The sequence below is a fragment of the Gammaproteobacteria bacterium genome (assembly GCA_021647245.1).
In the GTDB taxonomy this organism is placed as follows: domain Bacteria; phylum Pseudomonadota; class Gammaproteobacteria; order RBG-16-57-12; family RBG-16-57-12; genus JAFLJP01.
In genome coordinates, this window is sequence record JAKIVC010000045.1 from 1 (window position 1) to 17989 (window position 17989).

Sequence of the window (17989 nt, forward strand, 5' to 3'; positions counted from 1 at the left end):
TGTGCGTAAATAGCGCAAGCACGGTTCTGAGAGGGGTGTGGTAACAATGGTAGAAGCAGGAAATCGGCCGTGTGATGGCCATCATGATCCTGATAAAGCTAGAGGAACCCATCTACTCGACCAATAATGGGGTCAAATACAATATTGACTTTTTCTGTTTAGAGTAGCGGGAAGTCATGGTGCCATTGCGTTAAAGCAATTTTGAATAAGGGCGATAAGCTTTTACTGTTGCCGCAACTTTTTGTTGGTTTGCAGTAGGCGGGGCTGGCCCGCACCATATATTAGGAGATCTTTGTACGAGAGGGGTGCACGGAGAAAAAAGATAAAATTTGACTGAATAGAGGCGGAAAATGCCGGGGATAGCGAGCTATTCACAATATTTTCTACGAAAGTCAGGACTTTTTTATCTGTGCACCCCTCTCGTACAAAGGCTTCACTAGGAGGTTTTTTGTCTGTAGGGATATTGCTATTGATGCTGTTTGTGCTTAGCTCATCGGTTAACGCGGAATCCGCCAACCACGATGTGGGCGATAAAGAGTGCTACCTTTGTCATAAATTCATTAAAAAAATACTGGTTTTTTACAAAGTAGCCACGGTGCGCTCTTCTCTAATACACCACGCACTAAGCTAGAGGCGCGAGGGTGTGAGGCTTGTCATGGCCAGGGGGCAAAACATCTGGATGTTGCTGGAGTCGATGGCTACAGCGGCCCGCAACTGATCCAGTCTTTCAAGCCTGAGAGTGACAATATAGAGGCTATTAATGAGACGTGTGGCGGTTGTCATCAAGGCGGAGATACCCTGCACTGGTCTGGTAGTCAGCACCAGATGAGTGACCTGGCCTGCACTAGCTGCCACACCCTGCACAGTAAGCAGCGCGAGGTAAAGCCCCAGACTTGTGAGAAATGCCACACTGAGATTCGCGCCAAACTGCAACGCTCCAGTCATATGCCGATGCGTGAGGGGCTTATCACATGTATGGATTGCCACAATGCACATGGCAGTAGTACGGATGCTGCGCTGACCAAGCCCTCACTGAATGAGACGTGTTACCAGTGCCATGCAGAAAAGCGCGGGCCATTCGTTTGGGAGCATGCGCCGGTACAGGAAAACTGTGCGATCTGTCACGACCCTCACGGCTCTAACCATAATGGGATGCTGAAAATGCGTGCCCCTTATCTGTGTCAAAGCTGTCATCAAACTGTTTTTCATCCCAGTGAAGCTAATGAGGGAAGTGGTCTTACGGGCACCTCCGTTAGCAAATTCATGGGGGGTAAATCCTGCGTTAATTGTCACAGCAAAATTCACGGTTCAAGTCATCCATCTGGCGCAGCGCTACAGCGCTAGGAGATACTGAGAATGAACATGAGGCCACTCTCTCCGATTTTACTGCTGTTAGCCGGCACATTTTTTAATACTGCTCAGGCGACGGGACTGGAGGGTGAGCTTTCAGTAGGGCTTATTAACTTTGACATTGATCACCCCAACACGGTGGTTGGGCAGTACAATGGTGTAAGTGATAATGCACAAAAATTATTAGCTGAGTTTGATTTTAACATCTACAGTGAAAACAAATACTTACATCTTGATGGCGATAATTTAGGGTTGGACACTCACCAGTTGGGGTTAAATTGGGGGGAGTGTGGGCTGTTTGAACTCTCGTTTCAGCACCGTCAAATCACCCGCTTTTCGGGTGTTAATGCGCTCACCCCATTTGATGGGGTAGGCAGTGATCAACTCACGTTACCCAACGGTTTTACGCCCGGCGTTACACCGGGAGATATGTCGCTGGCTGAATATCTAAAGCCCATTGATCTTGCCACTCAACGAAATCGCAACCGACTGGAACTGGTGCTGACTCCCGGTGAAAACTGGTCTGCGCGGATCGCTTTTTTTCGTGAAAAACGATCGGGTAGCGAAGCTTTGGGCGGTGTCGTCGGCATTCCGCGTCGCAGTGATAATTATCCGCTTATTATCCTGCCTGCACCCGTGGATCAAAGTACCGAAAACATTGAAGGCACCCTAGGCTACCAAGATCCGACTACGCAGTGGGAACTCAATTACCAGTGGTCTCACTTCAGCAATAAGGATACCACCCTCACCTGGGATAACCCCTACAATGGTCGCTCTGATTACCCACAACAGGCCGCCATCTCGCTGAATCCTGATAACAGTTACTACAATTTAGGCCTCAGTGGTGCGCTCAACTTTGCACCCAGAACCCGATTAGTGGTTGCTGCTAATATGGGGAAGATGAGACAAGATAGCACGATGCTAGCGTATACCATTAATCCCGATACGCTTATTACGGATCCGCTGACACGCAGCAGCACCCAAGCAGAGGTTGAGACCCGCCGCTTACACCTCAAGCTCAGTAGCAAGCCGCTGCGTCGATTATCACTTAACCTGGGCTACAACTATGACAGAAGCCGCAACAACACTCCGGTTGATCTGTTTCAGCGCGTGGTTAATGATACAGGAGAGGTTGGTGGTACCGCTCAAAGTAGCATTGATAGCAGTCGAGCCAACTATAATCGTTCCTATCAGAAGAGGCGCTCACGACTAAAACTGGATAGTCGTTACTATTTTGGTCGAGGCACCTCGCTGAAGATCGCTCTCTTTCAGGAGGAAATCGAACGTAGCCAGCGGGCCGTCAAAGAGACGCGAGAACAAGGTTCAACGCCCGATTTAACAGCCGCCTAACACCCCAGGTGAGCTTTGGTATTGGTTTACAACGGGATAAACGCCGCGCCAAAGCCCCTTATGACCAATTGCTTGCTTATCAGCCTTTTCATACCCGTGATTATACCGATACGATCAACCCCAGTGAGCAGTTTAATAACAACCCAGCGCTACGCCAATACGATATCGCCAATCGTAACCGCAACAACCTGAGCCTGACACTCAACCTTTACCCTCATCCGGCGGTAGTTATCGGGCTTTACCATACCCTCAATCGGGAGAGATACACCGAGGAGCTACTGGGCGTGGATGGTCAGAGGCAACGTGTCACCACTCTGGATGTCAGCTATACGTCGCACTCAGACTTCACCCTGTTTGGCTACCTCACCCGTGAGTGGTTAAATTTCGCCATTGATGGCCGAGCATTTCACGCTAGGGGTGGTCCGGGCACCAAAGAGGCCACCGCCAACGATCCTGACAACAACTGGCGTATCGATAACCGCGACACCCTGCACACCGTGGGTGCGGGTACCCGTTTTTTACTGCTGCGGGGTGATTTAACCATCAATATTAAAGCCTTTTATAGTCGGGAAAAAAATGCGCTTGGCTTAACCACGGCCGCCAATCTTACCGCTGAACCGATGCCAGGCGACTATGCCAGTCGGAGAGGTGTTGAGATCGAGGGTGACTATTACATCAATCGTCTGTTGGATATTCGCCTTGGGTTGGCTTATGAGTCATTTCGCGACAGAGAGTGGTCCCGAGATCTTATTTCACCAGGCTCTGATGCTTCGGAGGAGCTAATTACACTCATGACAGCAGAACCCGATTATACCGCCTATATTGTCTATACCGCACTGCGTTTTAAATGGTGATGGGGTTAACTCGACAGTGGTTGGCTGGTCTGTTGTTGATGCTCTGCTTTGCTGCTTTACAGGCCAGCGAAGCGCGGATTCAGGCTATGTTAAAAGAGCCGCTCCCCGTACCTCCCTTGATCAACGTGTTGGGGCAAGCGGTTTATGATGAAGCGATGGCTACGGGTGACTACCACTACGTGGGCAACACCAAATGCCGACTCTGCCATCGTGAGTTCTTCCTTGGCCGGAAGAAAGACAAACACGACTTTGCTTTGGAAAAAGTGATTGAGATGGGATATGGTGAAAATCCACGCTGTCTCACCTGTCATGCAACGGGTTATGGTATAGAGGGCGGATTTACCAGTATAAAAAAGACCCCGCGTTTAGCCAATGTGCAGTGCGAGGGGTGTCATGGCCCGGGTAGTGTACATGTAAAGCGACGGGATGCTGGTGGCTTTTTGTCGGGTACAGATCGCCCAGAGCGGATAAAAAAAATGTGTAAAAGCTGCCATACTGAACGCTGGAATCGCGCCTTCCACCCTAATGATTTTGACGTGGTCTATAAAAAATACAGCAACCCCACGCCAAGGTAGAGTTAACAATAAGAGCATCTCATCGACAGGTGCCCTCCCTGTTTAAAGGCCCTTTAAGGAGTCGCCATGGGTTTTAAGAAATATAATATCCCTCTTGCGTTGTTGACTCTAGCGATCACCCTGTCATCTTTATCGTTATATAACTACAACACACAAAAAGATCTGTTACTGCATCAAATGCAGAGCGATGCAGGTGATATTGTTAGCTCTATTATTGCCAGTATTGACCGCTTTCATGAAGTCAAAAGCACCATGAGCCTACAAAAACTGATGCGTGAGGTCTCCCTGGGGCTGGAGATCTTTGAATTTCGTTACATTGAACCGGATGGCACCATCAGCAATTCAATGTTTAAAGAAGAGATCGGCACTCAACATCATCGAAAAGGCTTTGAACAGGTGAGGAATAATCCAGAATATGGTGGAGAGTTTTTTTTCGAAGAGCGCGATTATGTATCGGTGATGGCCATTTACTACCCGCTACAGATGAATGGGCGAGTGGTCGGCTACATCGACCTCTCGGTGGATATTTCCGAATATGACATTATCGCTCATGACGATGTTAATTTTTCACTGTTGCGTCGTCAGGTTGATATTCTCAACTTGCTTAAGGCTATTGAGGGCTCAGTAAAAAATAGCCTGGATATTTTCCAAACCATCGATATTCATACCTTTTTAGAGAGCTACGTAGAATCAGCTCAGAATATTATTCAGCTCGCCATCGTTAATGAAAATGGCGAGATCATAATGAGCAGTAATGCCTCCAATATTGGCGAGCGTATCGACTTTGCATCTTTTGATGGGTCTCGGCTGATGCATGTCGATAACAAGCTGGTTTACCGCATTCTTGCCAGTGAGGGCGGTCACGTCTCTGTGAATGATGAGCGCCTGTTGCTGTTGATCGATGCGACCCCCTATGCGGCCAACAAACAGAAACTGTTGGTCACCGCTATGGCGACGAGTGGTGCAGCGATTATCTTTGCGCTGTTTATAGCCTACACCATCTATCGTTATACCCGCGAGCAATCCCTAGAAGAGAACAGACGACTTGAAGCCATGGTGAAGGAGCGGACTCAAGAAATAGAGTTACTCAGTAGAACCGACGCCCTTACCGGACTCTGGAATCGCGGCTATCTGGAAGAGATGCTGGCGATGGAGTTCAAACGGGCACACCGTTATCACCATGAACTTGCCCTCTTAATCATCGATCTCGACCTCTTTAAGCGCATTAATGATAACTATGGGCACCTTGCGGGGGATGAAGTACTGCGTCAAGCCAGTGCCCGTATTCTCAATAGCTTGCGAGAGACTGATTTCGTAGGGCGTTATGGGGGGGAAGAGATTGTGGTCATACTCACCGAAACCAACACTCAATATGTGAACGCGATTGCCAATAAAGTACGCAACGCCATTGGTTCGACACCGGTTAAACTGGATAACAACGGCTCAATTACTGTCACCGCCAGTATCGGTGTCAGCTACCTAATAGGAGAGAGCCAGACAGTAGAAAGCCTCTTTAAAGAGGCGGACGAGGCACTCTATCAGGCCAAGGAGAGTGGTCGTAATCAGGTGGTCGTATACTCACCCAATCAGGGTGATTAGCGCAGGTAAAGAGTTAATATTGTCTTTGTCCCCTTCTTTCTTGCTTGTCTATTAATTCCACAGGAAGTGCACCCTCTATTGTCCGTAATGACTGATTCGCAACGCCTTAAGTCACTTCTCTGCAAAACCCAATACCTTGCACTATTTTGTGTAAGCTCATGAAATATCCGGTCTATATCTCTACCAGTTGGCGCAATGCTGTGGTGTCGATTACTTTTATAGTGCTGCCCTGGCTGTCAATAAGCCCTTCACGGCTGAGCCTTCCTAGGGTGCGGGAGAGGGTTTCTGGTTTGATGGAGAGTTGTGCCGCCAGCATCTGCTTGCTGATATTGAGTTTTAGGTTGTGATTGTTGTCGCTCTGTTTGGCTAGCGCTTGTAATAGATAGTTAACCACCCGTTCACTGGCGGTCTGTAGGGTTAGTCGGTCGATCTCTTTGACATGCTGGTGCAGCCGATGGCTCATGTTGGCCATCATGCGGAAGCAGCTCTCCACCGATTGCCCCAAATAACCCAGAAACTGCTGATTGTTAAAGCGCCACACTTCACCTTCGGCAATCATTTGCGCCGCAACCGGGAAGCGTGGCTGTGGCTGGCCCATAAACATGATCGCCTCTGCAAAAGTCTGCCCCGGCTGGATAATTTCAATCACCTTTTCATCCCCATTGGGTGCCATGCGGTAGAGCCTAAGCATGCCCGATGCGAGCCAGTAGAAGTGTTCGGCAGGATCACCTTGAATAAATAGAATCTCATCCTGACTGAGCTTGAGACAGTATGCCTCATCAACCAGTGATTGCAGCTCTCTCTCAGGGAGGCTACTGAAGAGCGCATTTTTTTGAAGGGTTTTAAACACTGTTAAATTCCGAGTTTATTAATCAATTACTGCTTATCTGAATACGATTATTGATCCAAGTCAAGGAAAGCGCACATCGTTGTGGCTAGAGTGGCGACGTCTTAAATTAACTTATCAAAGGAGCCGGCCATGAGTGAGCGCTTTACCAAAAGCATGGCACGCAATATCTACTTGGGGGGAGGGGTATTTTCACTGCTGCTATTTTTCTCCCTCAGCTACCACACCTTGGGGGTGCTGCCAGAGCGGGATAACCGTCACAACATCACAGACGAGGTGGCACTGGGCAAAAAAGTGTGGGAGGACAATAACTGTGTGGGTTGCCACACCATACTGGGCGAAGGGGCCTATTTTGCCCCGGAGCTGGGCAATGTCTATACACGCTTTGGCAATAGCACTGAAGCGATCATCAGTTTTATTGAGAGCCGCCCGGCAGAGGGTATTCCCGGTCGTCGCAGCATGCCCCAGTTCAATCTAACACGGGAAGAGTTGGTGGGTATGGCGGAGTTTCTGAAGTGGACTTCAGAGATCGATACCAATGATTGGCCACCAAACATAGAGGGTTAAGATAATGATGAAATATGAATCACAAGCGGTTGCTAAACCCTACTTTATCGCCGCCATTGCGTTGTTTGTTGGCCAGGTATTATTTGGTTTGATTCTGGGGACACAATATCTGATTGGGGACTTTATGTTTCCTGAAATACCCTTCAATGTTGCCCGTATGGTGCATACCAATCTACTGGTCATATGGCTGTTGTTTGGCTTTATGGGTGCCAGTTATTTTTTGGTGCCCGAGGAGTCAGAACGAGAACTCTACAGCCCGAAACTGGCGATTATTCTTTTTTGGGTCTTCCTAGTAGCGGCTGTGTTGACTGTTCTTGGCTATCTGCTGGTGCCGTATTCCAGTTTGGCGGCGATGACCGGTAATGATATATGGCCCACCATGGGCCGTGAGTTCCTAGAGCAACCGACCATTACCAAGATTGGCATAGTGATCGTGGTGCTCGGCTTTATATTTAATATCGGAATGACGGTGCTCAGTGGCCGCAAGACGGTCATCAGTATTGTGCTACTCACCGGTTTGGTAGGGTTGGCGGTGTTCTTTCTGTTCGCCTTCTACAATCCGGTTAATCTGGTACTGGACAAGTTCTTCTGGTGGTGGGTAATTCACCTCTGGGTTGAGGGTGTCTGGGAGCTGATTATGGGTGCTATTTTGGCCTTTGTCCTAATCAAAGTGACCGGCGTTGACCGAGAGGTGATCGAAAAGTGGCTGTATGTGATTGTCGCTTTTGCGCTAATTACCGGCGTGATAGGTACCGGACATCATTACTTCTATATCGGCACACCGGAGTACTGGTTGTGGCTGGGTTCTATCTTCTCAGCACTGGAGCCGATCCCATTCTTCATGATGACATTGTTTGCCTTTAATATGGTCAGTCGCCGCCGCCGTGACCACCCCAATAAAGCGGCCGTACTATGGGCGCTGGGTACCGCAGTATTGTCCTTCCTGGGTGCCGGTGTTTGGGGTTTCATGCACACCCTCGCGCCGGTTAACTACTACACCCATGGCTCGCAGATTACTTCAGCCCATGGTCATCTGGCCTTCTTTGGTGCCTATGTACTGATTGTCATCACAATTATCTCTTATGCGATGCCGATTATACGAGGCCAAGCAGCCGCGCCAGAAATTACGCAGCGCTTTGAAAAGTGGTCATTTTGGCTGATGGCAACTGGCATGGTGACCATTACCCTGGCATTGACCGGCGCGGGTGTGTTGCAAGTCTGGCTACAGCGCATGGCGGAAGAACCCATGAGCTTTATGGCCACACAAGATAGCATCACCTTCTTCTACTGGTTGCGACTTGCTGCGGGCTTTGTCTTTACCACCGGCCTGTTTGTCTATGTGGCGAGTTTCTTTGTCGGGCAAAAAGAGTCCAAGAGTACAACTGTTTCGGAGTGATTTTTAACCTCTCCACTCCCTTGGGTGAGTCCTCCCCCTTTTTGGACTCGCCCCTTTTTATTATAGGAGCATAGCGATGCTTTCCGATGTGGTTACTTTAGAGCAACCTCCTTTCTATCAGCCACAGCACAACGAAGTGGTTATTTTCGAACACGCCTATAAAAACCAACTACCCCTTTTGATAAAAGGCCCTACCGGTTGCGGAAAAACCCGCTTTATTGAACACATGGCGGCCAAATTAAACCGTCCTCTTTATACCGTTGCTTGTCACGATGACCTGACTGCGGCAGATCTGGTGGGTCGTCACCTGATTGGTGATGGTGAGATGATTTGGCAAGATGGCCCGTTGACACGTGCTGTGCGTGAAGGGGCCATCTGCTATCTGGATGAGATTGTTGAAGCACGAAAAGATACCACAGTGGTGCTGCATCCGTTGTCGGATGATCGGCGTATGCTGCCGATTGAACGTACCGGTGAAACGCTGAAGGCGCCGCCAGGGTTTATGTTGGTGATCTCCTACAATCCTGGTTACCAGAACCTGCTCAAGGGGCTTAAGCCCAGTACCCGCCAGCGCTTTGTGGCGATGAGCTTTGATTACCCTAGCGCCGAATTGGAGCGCACCATTATTGAGCGTGAGAGTGGCGTTAGCCGAGCGACCGCCCAGCAGCTGGTTGAGTTGGCCCAAGCACTGAGATCACTGCAAGGGGTTGATCTGGAAGAGGGCGTTTCGACTCGCTTGCTGGTTTACTGCGCGAGCTTAATCGCTTCGGGCCTGGATAACCTGAGTGCGGCCCGTGTCGCGATTATAGAGCCACTAAGTGATGATGCCGAGACAATTGCGGCGCTCTACCAAGTGGCCGAGGCGTGCCTGGCTGATTAGTTTGAGGATGAGATTAACACTCAAACAGTCGCGCCTGATTACCCGCACACTCTTCTTTGTACTGTTTCTGCTGGCCCCACTGCTGGATATTTTTCGCCTCGACCTCTATGCCGGCAACTTTATCCTGTTTGGTTTTGATTGGACTTTGGGGTTGGGCCCCTTCCAGCGGGGTGAAGCCAGTGCGCTGGAGGCTGCGTGGAACCTGCTCTACCGGGTATTTATACCGGTTTTGTCGCTGCTTGGGTTAGGGGTGTGGATTATCTGGCGTTACGGGCGTATCTATTGTGGTTGGCTATGCCCGCACTTTTCGGTGGTTGAGAGCATCAATCACCTCATGGTGAGGGCCAGTGGTAAGCCGACTATTTGGGAGTCACAATCACTGCCCGGATCGGTACCAGCAAAGGCGATTTATTGGCTCTGGACACTGCTGGCGGCAGTGGGCATTGGCTTTTTGTGGGCGGTGAGCCTGCTCACCTACTTACTGCCGCCGGAGGTGATCTACCACAACCTGTTTGCCGCTGAGCTAACCCGCAATCAGGCGTTGTTTATTGGCGTGGCAACGCTGCTGTTTACCTTTGAATTTATCTTTGCCCGCCATCTGTTCTGCCGCTACGGCTGCGCGGCGGGGCTGTTTCAGAGCATTATCTGGCTGGCCAATGATCGAGCGATGGTGGTGAGCTTTGACAGATCAAGAGGTGATCTCTGTAAAGGTTGCCTTCAGGATTGTGATAACGCCTGCCCGATGCGGCTGCAACCGCGCAAACGCAAGCGCCACATGTTCACCTGCACCCAGTGTAGTGAGTGTATTCAGGCCTGCGACCGGGTGCAGGATGGCAAAGGCTTGCTGCGGTTTAAATCATCAAAATAGAGCCAGGGATTGCAGCCTTGTAGGAGCCATCTTTAGATGGCGAAACAGCGGTCGGTGAAACAGCTGCGTTTATCACTCATCGCAAGCTAAAGCTTGCTCCTACGGGGTGAGATAAGCGTGATGGAAAAAGTGCAAGCGCTAAACCGTCACATGAACTGAATCATCAGGGGATAGGTATGGAAGAGTGGGTCGGCAAACATTGGCATAATTTTATTGCCCAGCGTGGCCACGTGCGTTACCCCCAAGCCGAGGTGACGCTGGAGGGGTATGGGAAATCGCTCGGGCTGCTGTTTCGCGCCTTTGGTGGTGATGGTGGTTTGAAGATTGTTGCGGCGGGGGAGCTGCATAATCGCGCCCGGCGTAACTGGTTGCAGCGTCTGGCCGGTAGCCATGCCCATGTCCCGCTGGCATGGCGTGACCAGCAGAGCCTTAACCTGCCGGCACAACTGGATGTTTTTCCAGAAGTTAAACTCAATAAATTACTCTACCTATGGCTCACGGCCATGGCGGCGGCAGATATTAACGCCCACCACAGCTGGGTGGTGGATAACCAGCAGCGGGTCTGCTGGGTGTTAAAAAACTTTCCTGGATTAAGGTCGGTTTACGTGCGGCTGTTTGATGCCCAGCTCGCGGTGCGCCCGGGTTTTTATCAGCTACCGGGTGCCGAAGGCTTGCAAGAGCAAGCGATTCAGATCGCACTGCACAGCCCGGGGCTGGTGGTTTCAATACCCGGCAGCAAACATCAACCGCAGCCCGTTTACCTCTGGTTACATCCACAGCCACCGGTTACACCGCCTGAGGTCAATAATACGGAACAAAATAATGAGCAAGAGGCGTTGCCGCCCGAAGGGAAAAGCCGTGATGCACAACAGCGCAATCGTTATCGTGCCGAATCAACCGAGATGCCAGATGGAAAAAACGGCATGTTGGCGATGCGCTGGGAGGCGATCTTTAGCTGGGGTGAATATATTAAGGTCGACCGCTGTACCGACGAGGAGGAGGATAGCAAGGCGGCAGATATTGCCCGAGATATGGAGCAGCTGCATGTGGCGCGAGATCAACAGACCAGTACCAGCCGTCTGCGCCTGGATTTAGACCTCCCAGCCGCCGAATTTGATGATATTCCACTGGCCGGCACACACCCACTGCCTGAGTGGGACTGGCGGCAACAAAAATTGCTTGCAGACCACTGCCAGCTACAGATGATGCTACCCCGTGATAGCCATCCCCAGCCACTACCGCAACACCTTCAGCAGCAGGCCCGACGGTTACGCAGCCAGTTTTCAGCACTGGCACAGCAACGAAGCTGGCAAAATGCCCAGGCCGATGGCAGCGAACTGGACCTGCAAGCCTATCTGGACTTTTACAGTGCGCGGCGCAGTGGTGTGGTACTACCTGAGCGAGGACTCTACCGACAGTTGAATGTCAATCGTCGTGACCTGTCGACACTACTACTGGCCGACCTGTCGCTCTCTACCGATGCCGCCATAGATGACAATCAACGTATTATTGATGTAATTCGAGACTCATTACTGCTGTTTGCCGAGGCGTTGAGCAGCTGTGGCGATCAATTTGCCCTGTACGGTTTCTCATCACGACGACGTGACCAAGTGCGTTTCTATCCATTAAAGCCATTTAAACAGCCCTACAACGACCAAGTGCGTGGCCATATTCAGGCGATTCGCCCCGGCTACTACACCCGCATGGGTGCCGCAATCAGAGAGTCGAGCCAACTGCTTGCGGAGCAGGCGGTAAGCCAGCGACTACTATTGATTTTGACCGACGGCAAACCGAATGACCTAGACTATTACGAAGGACGCTATGGGGTGGAAGATACCCGGGTGGCGATTCAAGAGGCCAAGAAAATGGGCCTGATCCCCTTCTGCATTACCATCGACCGAGAAGGCGATGACTACCTCCCCTACCTGTTCGGCTCCCAGGGCTACACCGTCATCCAGCGACCTGAGCAGCTGCCGATCAAGTTACTGACACTGTATAGCCAGTTGGCTGGTGGTTGAGTCTCCTTGGATGAAGGGGCGTGGCACATTTCAGCCTCATAAGATGCTCTTGTTCATCAATGAAAACTGACATTGATCATATTCAATGCTGGCTAATGAATCAACAAAAGCTAGGTCTTGGTGAGACGTTATGGTGTAACTGGGCGTTGACTAAAAAAAAGTACGAAGAAGGAAAATTGCTGATATTTGAAGGGCTTGAGTCGGGGCTGCCCATTGCAGATATGTGGGATGATTTCGGAATTATTGAGGTTTAATTTGACTACAGAGGGAAAGGGATAGGTAGCCAGCTTGTTAAGTATGGAATGGATCCATACATTAATAAAAACGTCCCACTGCCTTGGCAAAATGGTTCTTTGCACTTTATTTTTTATAGTCATGTGTTAGCATCCGGAGGTACTTTAAGTATCTTTAAAGTACTAATATAATTAATGTTTTTCGGCTTATTAGCATTAAAAATACTCTAAAAATTGTTTGTGCTCGTAATATACAATACATTTATTGGTATCTGTTTTTCCTCTTTCACTACCAACTCCCAGCCTCACGTGCCAACGGTTGGTATTGAGATGAAAGCTATTTTTTGTCCTCATAGGAGATGTGTCATGGTTAACAAATTATCGGCTAGCATTTTGATGTCAGTTGCGGCCCTTTTACTCGTATCGGTGGTGGGTGTCTCTACTGCTTCAGCGGGTGCAGCGGGATATTGGTCCACCAAGTCGGGAGAAGTCTGGCGTACTGAAGCTGGTCAGTGCTGGCGTGCCAGTAACTGGGAGCCAAAACACGCCATTGTTGAATGCGAAGGTATCGTTGATGCGGATGGCGATGGTATTGCTGATGATGCAGATACCTGCCCCAATACACCTGTTGGCACAAAGGTGGGAGCTAATGGCTGTGAGCAGGATCTTGATGGTGACGGTGTTGTTGATAGCAAAGATCGCTGCCCAGATACCGCAAAAGGTGCTGACACTGACCGCAATGGTTGCAAAAAACAGCCGGTCGATAGTGATAACGATGGGGTGACTGACGATAAAGATCGTTGCTCGAACACAAAAGCAGGTACTGCGGTTAATGCAAGCGGGTGTGAACTCGACAGTGACGGTGATGGTGTCGTTGACAGCAAAGACCGCTGCTCATCTACAGACAAGGGCGTTAGTGTTGATGCCAGTGGCTGCAAAAAGCAACTGCTGGACGGTGACGGTGACGGTATTGCCGACAATCAAGATCGCTGCCCGAATACAGGTGCAGGCCTTGCTGTAAATGCAGCCGGTTGTGAGCTGGATAGCGATGGTGATGGTGTGGTTGACAGCAAAGATCGCTGTGCAGCCAGTGCCGGTGGGGTAGCGGTTGATGCCAGCGGCTGTAAGCTTGAAGAGAACATTGTACTGAAGAGCGTTAACTTCAAAACAAACTCAAACTTGCTCACCAGCGGTTCATACTCGTCACTTGATGAAGTAGCTGAAATCCTTAAACGCTACCCAACAATGAAGGTAGAGGTTGCGGGATATACTGATAGCAGCGGTAAAGTCAGCTATAACCAGATGCTTTCACAAAAGCGTGCTGAAGCCGTTGTGAGTTATCTCACCTCGAAAGGTGCTCCAGCCGCTAACTTGAGTGCAAAGGGTTACGGGCCAGCATCTCCGATCGCGGATAATGGTACTCGTGAAGGTCGAGCAGCAAACCGCCGGGTTGAGTTGAATATTTTAACTCGTTAAACCACGTTTGCTTAGCCAATAAGGCCAGACTCTATTGAGAGTCTGGCCTTTTTTGTTGGATTCATTATTGCGATAGAAGTGCCGGTCACACGACACCCCCATACAGACCTAGGAGGCTGTCGGGCTTAGGTGATCGTAGCGAGGGAAAGCCATTTTGAGTCCATTTTTTTGATCGTTTGAGGCGAATATTGAGCATATTCAACGAAAATGATCGGAGAAATGGGCCTGAATGGCTTTTCCGCAGTAGATTCACCCTAAGTCCGACAGCCTCCTAGGCGGGCCAGCAGTGGTATATTGGCAGTAGTGGAAGATACCCCGCAACAAGGTAATGAATCTGATGGCGCTGGGTGCTCATCCATTCCAGTCTAAATTCAATTCGGCTTATTTCTCCTAATCCCTTGGTAGGGTTCTCCTCAACGCTTAATTCTGTGGGCGCTTCTGGTATCATGCCCCCATGAATGATGACATCTCCCACATTATTGATGATTTGAACGATGCCCAGCGTGAGGCGGTTTGTGCTCCCATGAGCAATACCATGGTGTTGGCCGGCGCAGGCAGTGGTAAAACCCGGGTGTTGGTACACCGTATTGCCTGGCTGATTCAGGTCGAGCGTATCTCTCCTTTCAGTATCCTTTCGGTCACCTTCACCAATAAAGCATCTGCCGAAATGCGTCAGCGTATCGAGCAGTTGATGGGTGTGCCCGTCACGGGGATGTGGGTGGGTACCTTTCATAATCTCGCCCACCGCCTGTTGCGCGCGCACTGGAAAGAGGCTGGCCTGCCACAAAATTTTCAGATTCTGGATAGTGATGACCAGTTGCGGGCGGTCAAGCGAGTGATTCGTGAAAATGGCATCGATGACGCTCAGTGGCAGCCCAAGCAGATGCAGTGGTTTATCAGTGCTCGCAAAGATGAAGGACAACGCCCGCAATATCTGGAGCACCACGGTAATCAGCATATGAAAGGGTGTATTCAGATTTATCAACTCTATGAAGATCTCTGTCGTCGTGCCGGCTTGGTAGATTTTGCCGAGCTGCTGCTACGTGCCCACGAGCTGTGGCGCGATAATTCACATATTCTCGAGCACTATCAACAGCGCTTTAAGTATGTGCTGGTGGACGAGTTTCAAGATACTAACGCGATTCAATACGCTTGGTTGCGGATGCTGTGCAGCGGTGGCAGCCCGATTTTTGCGGTGGGCGATGATGATCAGTCAATTTATGGCTGGCGCGGTGCCAAGGCGGAAAATATTCAGCAGTTAAGCCGTGATTACAGTAACACTACTCTGGTGCGATTGGAGCAAAACTACCGCTCCACGGGTACTATTTTGGCGGCAGCTAACGCGCTGATCAGCCACAATAGTGAGCGGTTGGGCAAAGAGTTGTGGACCTCGGATGGTGAAGGTGAACCCATTAAGCTTTATAATGCGTTTAATGAGCTGGATGAGGCGCGATTTATTGCCAGCTGTATTCAGCAGTGGCTGGATGATGGTGGGCAGCGCGATGAGGTGGCACTGCTCTATCGCTCCAATGCTCAGTCCCGGGTTTTGGAGGAGGCACTGCTTCAGTCGAGCATTCCTTATCGGGTCTATGGCGGCCTGCGCTTCTTCGACCGAGCTGAGATCAAGCATGTGCTCGCCTATCTGCGCCTTGCCAATAACCGCCTCGATGACACCTCTTTTGAGCGCATTATTAATGTGCCCACCCGGGGTATTGGCGATAAAGCGGTTAGCAATATTCGTGACTACGCCCGTGAACATAACCTGACCTTGTGGGTCGCTGCCAACAATCTGGTTGCAAGCGGCCAACTCACCCCGCGGGCAAACAATGCACTACAGGGCTTTATTAGCCTGATTGATAAAATCGAGACCGCGCTGCAACCCTTGGATGAACTGCATGAGCAGGTTGATCACGCCATCACGCTGAGTGGGTTGGTGGATTACTTCAAAAAAGAGAAGGGCGATAAAGGCCAGCAGCGGATCGAAAATATGGATGAGCTGGTGAGCGCCGCCCGTGGTTTTGAGCCCACGGATGCTGAGGCCGAAGAGGATGAACTCAGTGCCTTTCTCTCCCTGGCCGTTTTGGAGTCGGGGGAGCGCCAGGGTGATCCAGGCGAAAAGTGTGTACAGCTGATGACTCTGCACTCCGCCAAAGGGCTGGAGTTCCCACTGGTATTTCTTTGCGGCGTTGAAGAGGGGCTGTTCCCCCACAAAATGTCGCTTAAGGATGCTAATGGTATAGAGGAGGAGCGCCGCCTCTGTTATGTGGGTATCACCCGCGCCATGCAACTGCTCTATATCAGCTATGCAGAGAGCCGCCGACTGCATGGCAAAGAACAATATGCAGCCCCTTCGCGCTTCCTTAAAGAGATCCCTAATGAGCTGTTACAAGAGGTGCGCTTGCGTCGCCAGACGTTCGCCCCGGCCACTGTGCAGCGCCCAAGTAGAGTGCTGGAGAGTAGCGCAGAGTTCAGCCTGGGTGAGCAGGTATCACACATTAAGTTTGGAGAAGGGGTGGTGCTGAACTACGAGGGGAGTGGCCAGAGTGCTCGCATTCAGGTTGAGTTCCTCAGTTGCGGTAGTAAGTGGCTGATTGCCGGTTACGCCAACCTACAGAAAATTTAACAACAGAACAATAAGGATAGAAAGCATGAAGAGACTAGCTCTTCTTTTAGTATTGATAATGGGAGCCGCGTCCCTGAGCAGCTGTGGCAGTGATGAAGGTGGAGAGACCGCTGCGGGACAAACCTCCGCAGAGAAATTTCGTTGGCGCATGGTCACCTCGTGGCCACCCAACTTTCCGGTTTTTCAAGAGGGAACCGAGCGCTTTGCCGAGCATGTCAAGGTGATGTCGAATGGCCGCCTGACGATTAAATCGTATGCTGGCGGTGAGCTTATTCCACCACTACAGGTTTTTGATGCGGTGTCACAGGGAACCGTTGAGATGGGGCACTCAGGTGCATATTACTGGGCGGGTAAAATTCCGGCAGCACAATTTTTCACATCCGTTCCTTTTGGTTTGAATGCTCAGGGCATGAATGCCTGGCTGTACAGTGGTGGTGGGTTGGAGCTGTGGCGGGAGACTTACGCACCACATAACATGGTACCTTTTCCGCTGGGTAATACCGGTGTGCAGATGGGCGGCTGGTTCAATAAAAAAATCGATTCAGTTGATGACCTCAATGGCTTGAAGATGCGTATTCCCGGTTTAGGTGGAAAAGTATTTGCAGAGGCGGGGGGTAACGCCGTATTGATGGCCGGTGGTGAGCTTTATACTGCCTTGGAGCGCGGTGCTATTGATGCCACCGAGTGGGTAGGCCCCTATCACGATAAGCGCCTTGGCTTGCCGAAAGCGGCTAAATATTACTACTATCCTGGCTGGCATGAGCCGGGCTCCACTTTAGAGCTGGTGGTTAACAAAGGGGCGTGGGATAAACTACCCGAAGATCTGCAACGGATTGTAGAGGTGGCGGCACAAGCTACCGATCTGTGGATGTTAACCCGCTTTGAAGCGTTGAATGCCGAGGCGCTGAGTGAAATTCAAGCCATGGATGGGGTTGAAATGCTGCCATTTCCAAATGAAGTTACCCAGAAGTTGAAAAGCCTTACCGATAAAACAATGGCTGAGCAAGCCGCAGATGATGCTCAGTTTGCGCGTGTCCATGAAGCGTACAAAGCGTTTCAGTTGAAGCACGATGCCTGGAGTGAACTCTCTGAGCGGGCTTATTATGATGCGTTAACGGGTAAATGATTCGAGGTTGAATCGGCCTATAAAAAAGCCCACAACCCGTGGGCTTTTTATTTTCTATAAAGTGCAACCTAAATCCTGCAAGTAAGAATACCGCAAATCACCCCCCCAAAAAGTGATCACTTATTGGCCTGAGGGTGGTGGATTATCACCCACCCTCAAGCTAAAGAAGCAGAATAACGCCCTCGTTGTTCTTTCTGCTGAACGAGTCGAGTGTTTTTTTGTTCGCT

General features: G+C 50.3%; 12 protein-coding genes and 2 pseudogenes. 13 read left to right on the forward strand and 1 reads right to left on the reverse strand.

The features are described 5' to 3' along the window. Positions 1-633 precede the first annotated feature (633 nt). From L3J94_11290 to L3J94_11305, 4 genes and pseudogenes are all read left to right on the forward strand, one after another. A pseudogene (locus tag L3J94_11290) lies at positions 634-1344 on the forward strand (DmsE family decaheme c-type cytochrome). Between the two features lie 18 nt (positions 1345-1362). After that, positions 1363-3554, forward strand: a pseudogene (locus L3J94_11295) (MtrB/PioB family decaheme-associated outer membrane protein). After that, complete coding sequence (locus tag L3J94_11300) at positions 3554-4129, forward strand: cytochrome c family protein (GenBank protein ID MCF6219312.1); 576 nt, start codon at positions 3554-3556, stop codon at positions 4127-4129. Before L3J94_11295 ends, L3J94_11300 begins: the two are co-directional and overlap by 1 nt. A 66-nt stretch (positions 4130-4195) precedes the next feature. Continuing rightward, the gene (locus tag L3J94_11305; protein MCF6219313.1) at positions 4196-5728 is read left to right on the forward strand and encodes a GGDEF domain-containing protein; all 1533 of its coding nucleotides are present in this window, start codon (positions 4196-4198) and stop codon (positions 5726-5728) included. 172 nt (positions 5729-5900) lie between these two features. On the opposite strand, the gene L3J94_11310 is transcribed toward L3J94_11305, so the two are convergent. Next, the gene (locus tag L3J94_11310) at positions 5901-6578 is read right to left on the reverse strand and encodes a Crp/Fnr family transcriptional regulator (GenBank protein ID MCF6219314.1); all 678 of its coding nucleotides are present in this window, start codon (positions 6576-6578) and stop codon (positions 5901-5903) included. A 129-nt stretch (positions 6579-6707) separates the two neighbouring features. Here L3J94_11310 and L3J94_11315 point away from each other — a divergent pair, with 129 nt between their 5' ends. From L3J94_11315 to dctP, 9 genes are all read left to right on the forward strand, one after another. Then, entirely contained in the window at positions 6708-7142 is a 435-nt protein-coding gene (locus L3J94_11315; GenBank protein MCF6219315.1) for a cytochrome c, read from the forward strand. A 7-nt stretch (positions 7143-7149) separates the two neighbouring features. Continuing rightward, the gene (locus tag L3J94_11320) at positions 7150-8538 is read left to right on the forward strand and encodes a cbb3-type cytochrome c oxidase subunit I (protein MCF6219316.1); all 1389 of its coding nucleotides are present in this window, start codon (positions 7150-7152) and stop codon (positions 8536-8538) included. A 76-nt stretch (positions 8539-8614) separates the two neighbouring features. Then, positions 8615-9418, forward strand: coding sequence for a CbbQ/NirQ/NorQ/GpvN family protein (locus tag L3J94_11325; GenBank protein ID MCF6219317.1), 804 nt, complete (start codon positions 8615-8617; stop codon positions 9416-9418). Positions 9419-9425: 7 nt separating this feature from the next. Then, complete coding sequence (locus L3J94_11330; protein ID MCF6219318.1) at positions 9426-10286, forward strand: 4Fe-4S binding protein; 861 nt, start codon at positions 9426-9428, stop codon at positions 10284-10286. A gap of 176 nt (positions 10287-10462) precedes the next feature. After that, positions 10463-12304: a VWA domain-containing protein gene (locus L3J94_11335; GenBank protein ID MCF6219319.1), complete on the forward strand. Its 1842-nt coding sequence runs from the start codon at positions 10463-10465 to the stop codon at positions 12302-12304. 95 nt (positions 12305-12399) lie between these two features. After that, a complete protein-coding gene (locus L3J94_11340) occupies positions 12400-12558 on the forward strand; it encodes a hypothetical protein (protein ID MCF6219320.1) in 159 nt (52 codons plus the stop codon). 345 nt (positions 12559-12903) lie between these two features. Beyond that, on the forward strand, positions 12904-14013 hold the full coding sequence (locus tag L3J94_11345) for an OmpA family protein (GenBank protein MCF6219321.1): 1110 nt from the start codon (positions 12904-12906) through the stop codon (positions 14011-14013). Positions 14014-14467: 454 nt separating this feature from the next. Continuing rightward, on the forward strand, positions 14468-16636 hold the full coding sequence (uvrD, locus tag L3J94_11350; GenBank protein MCF6219322.1) for a DNA helicase II: 2169 nt from the start codon (positions 14468-14470) through the stop codon (positions 16634-16636). A gap of 25 nt (positions 16637-16661) precedes the next feature. Further along, on the forward strand, positions 16662-17762 hold the full coding sequence (gene dctP / locus L3J94_11355) for a TRAP transporter substrate-binding protein DctP (GenBank protein MCF6219323.1): 1101 nt from the start codon (positions 16662-16664) through the stop codon (positions 17760-17762). Positions 17763-17989 lie beyond the last annotated feature (227 nt).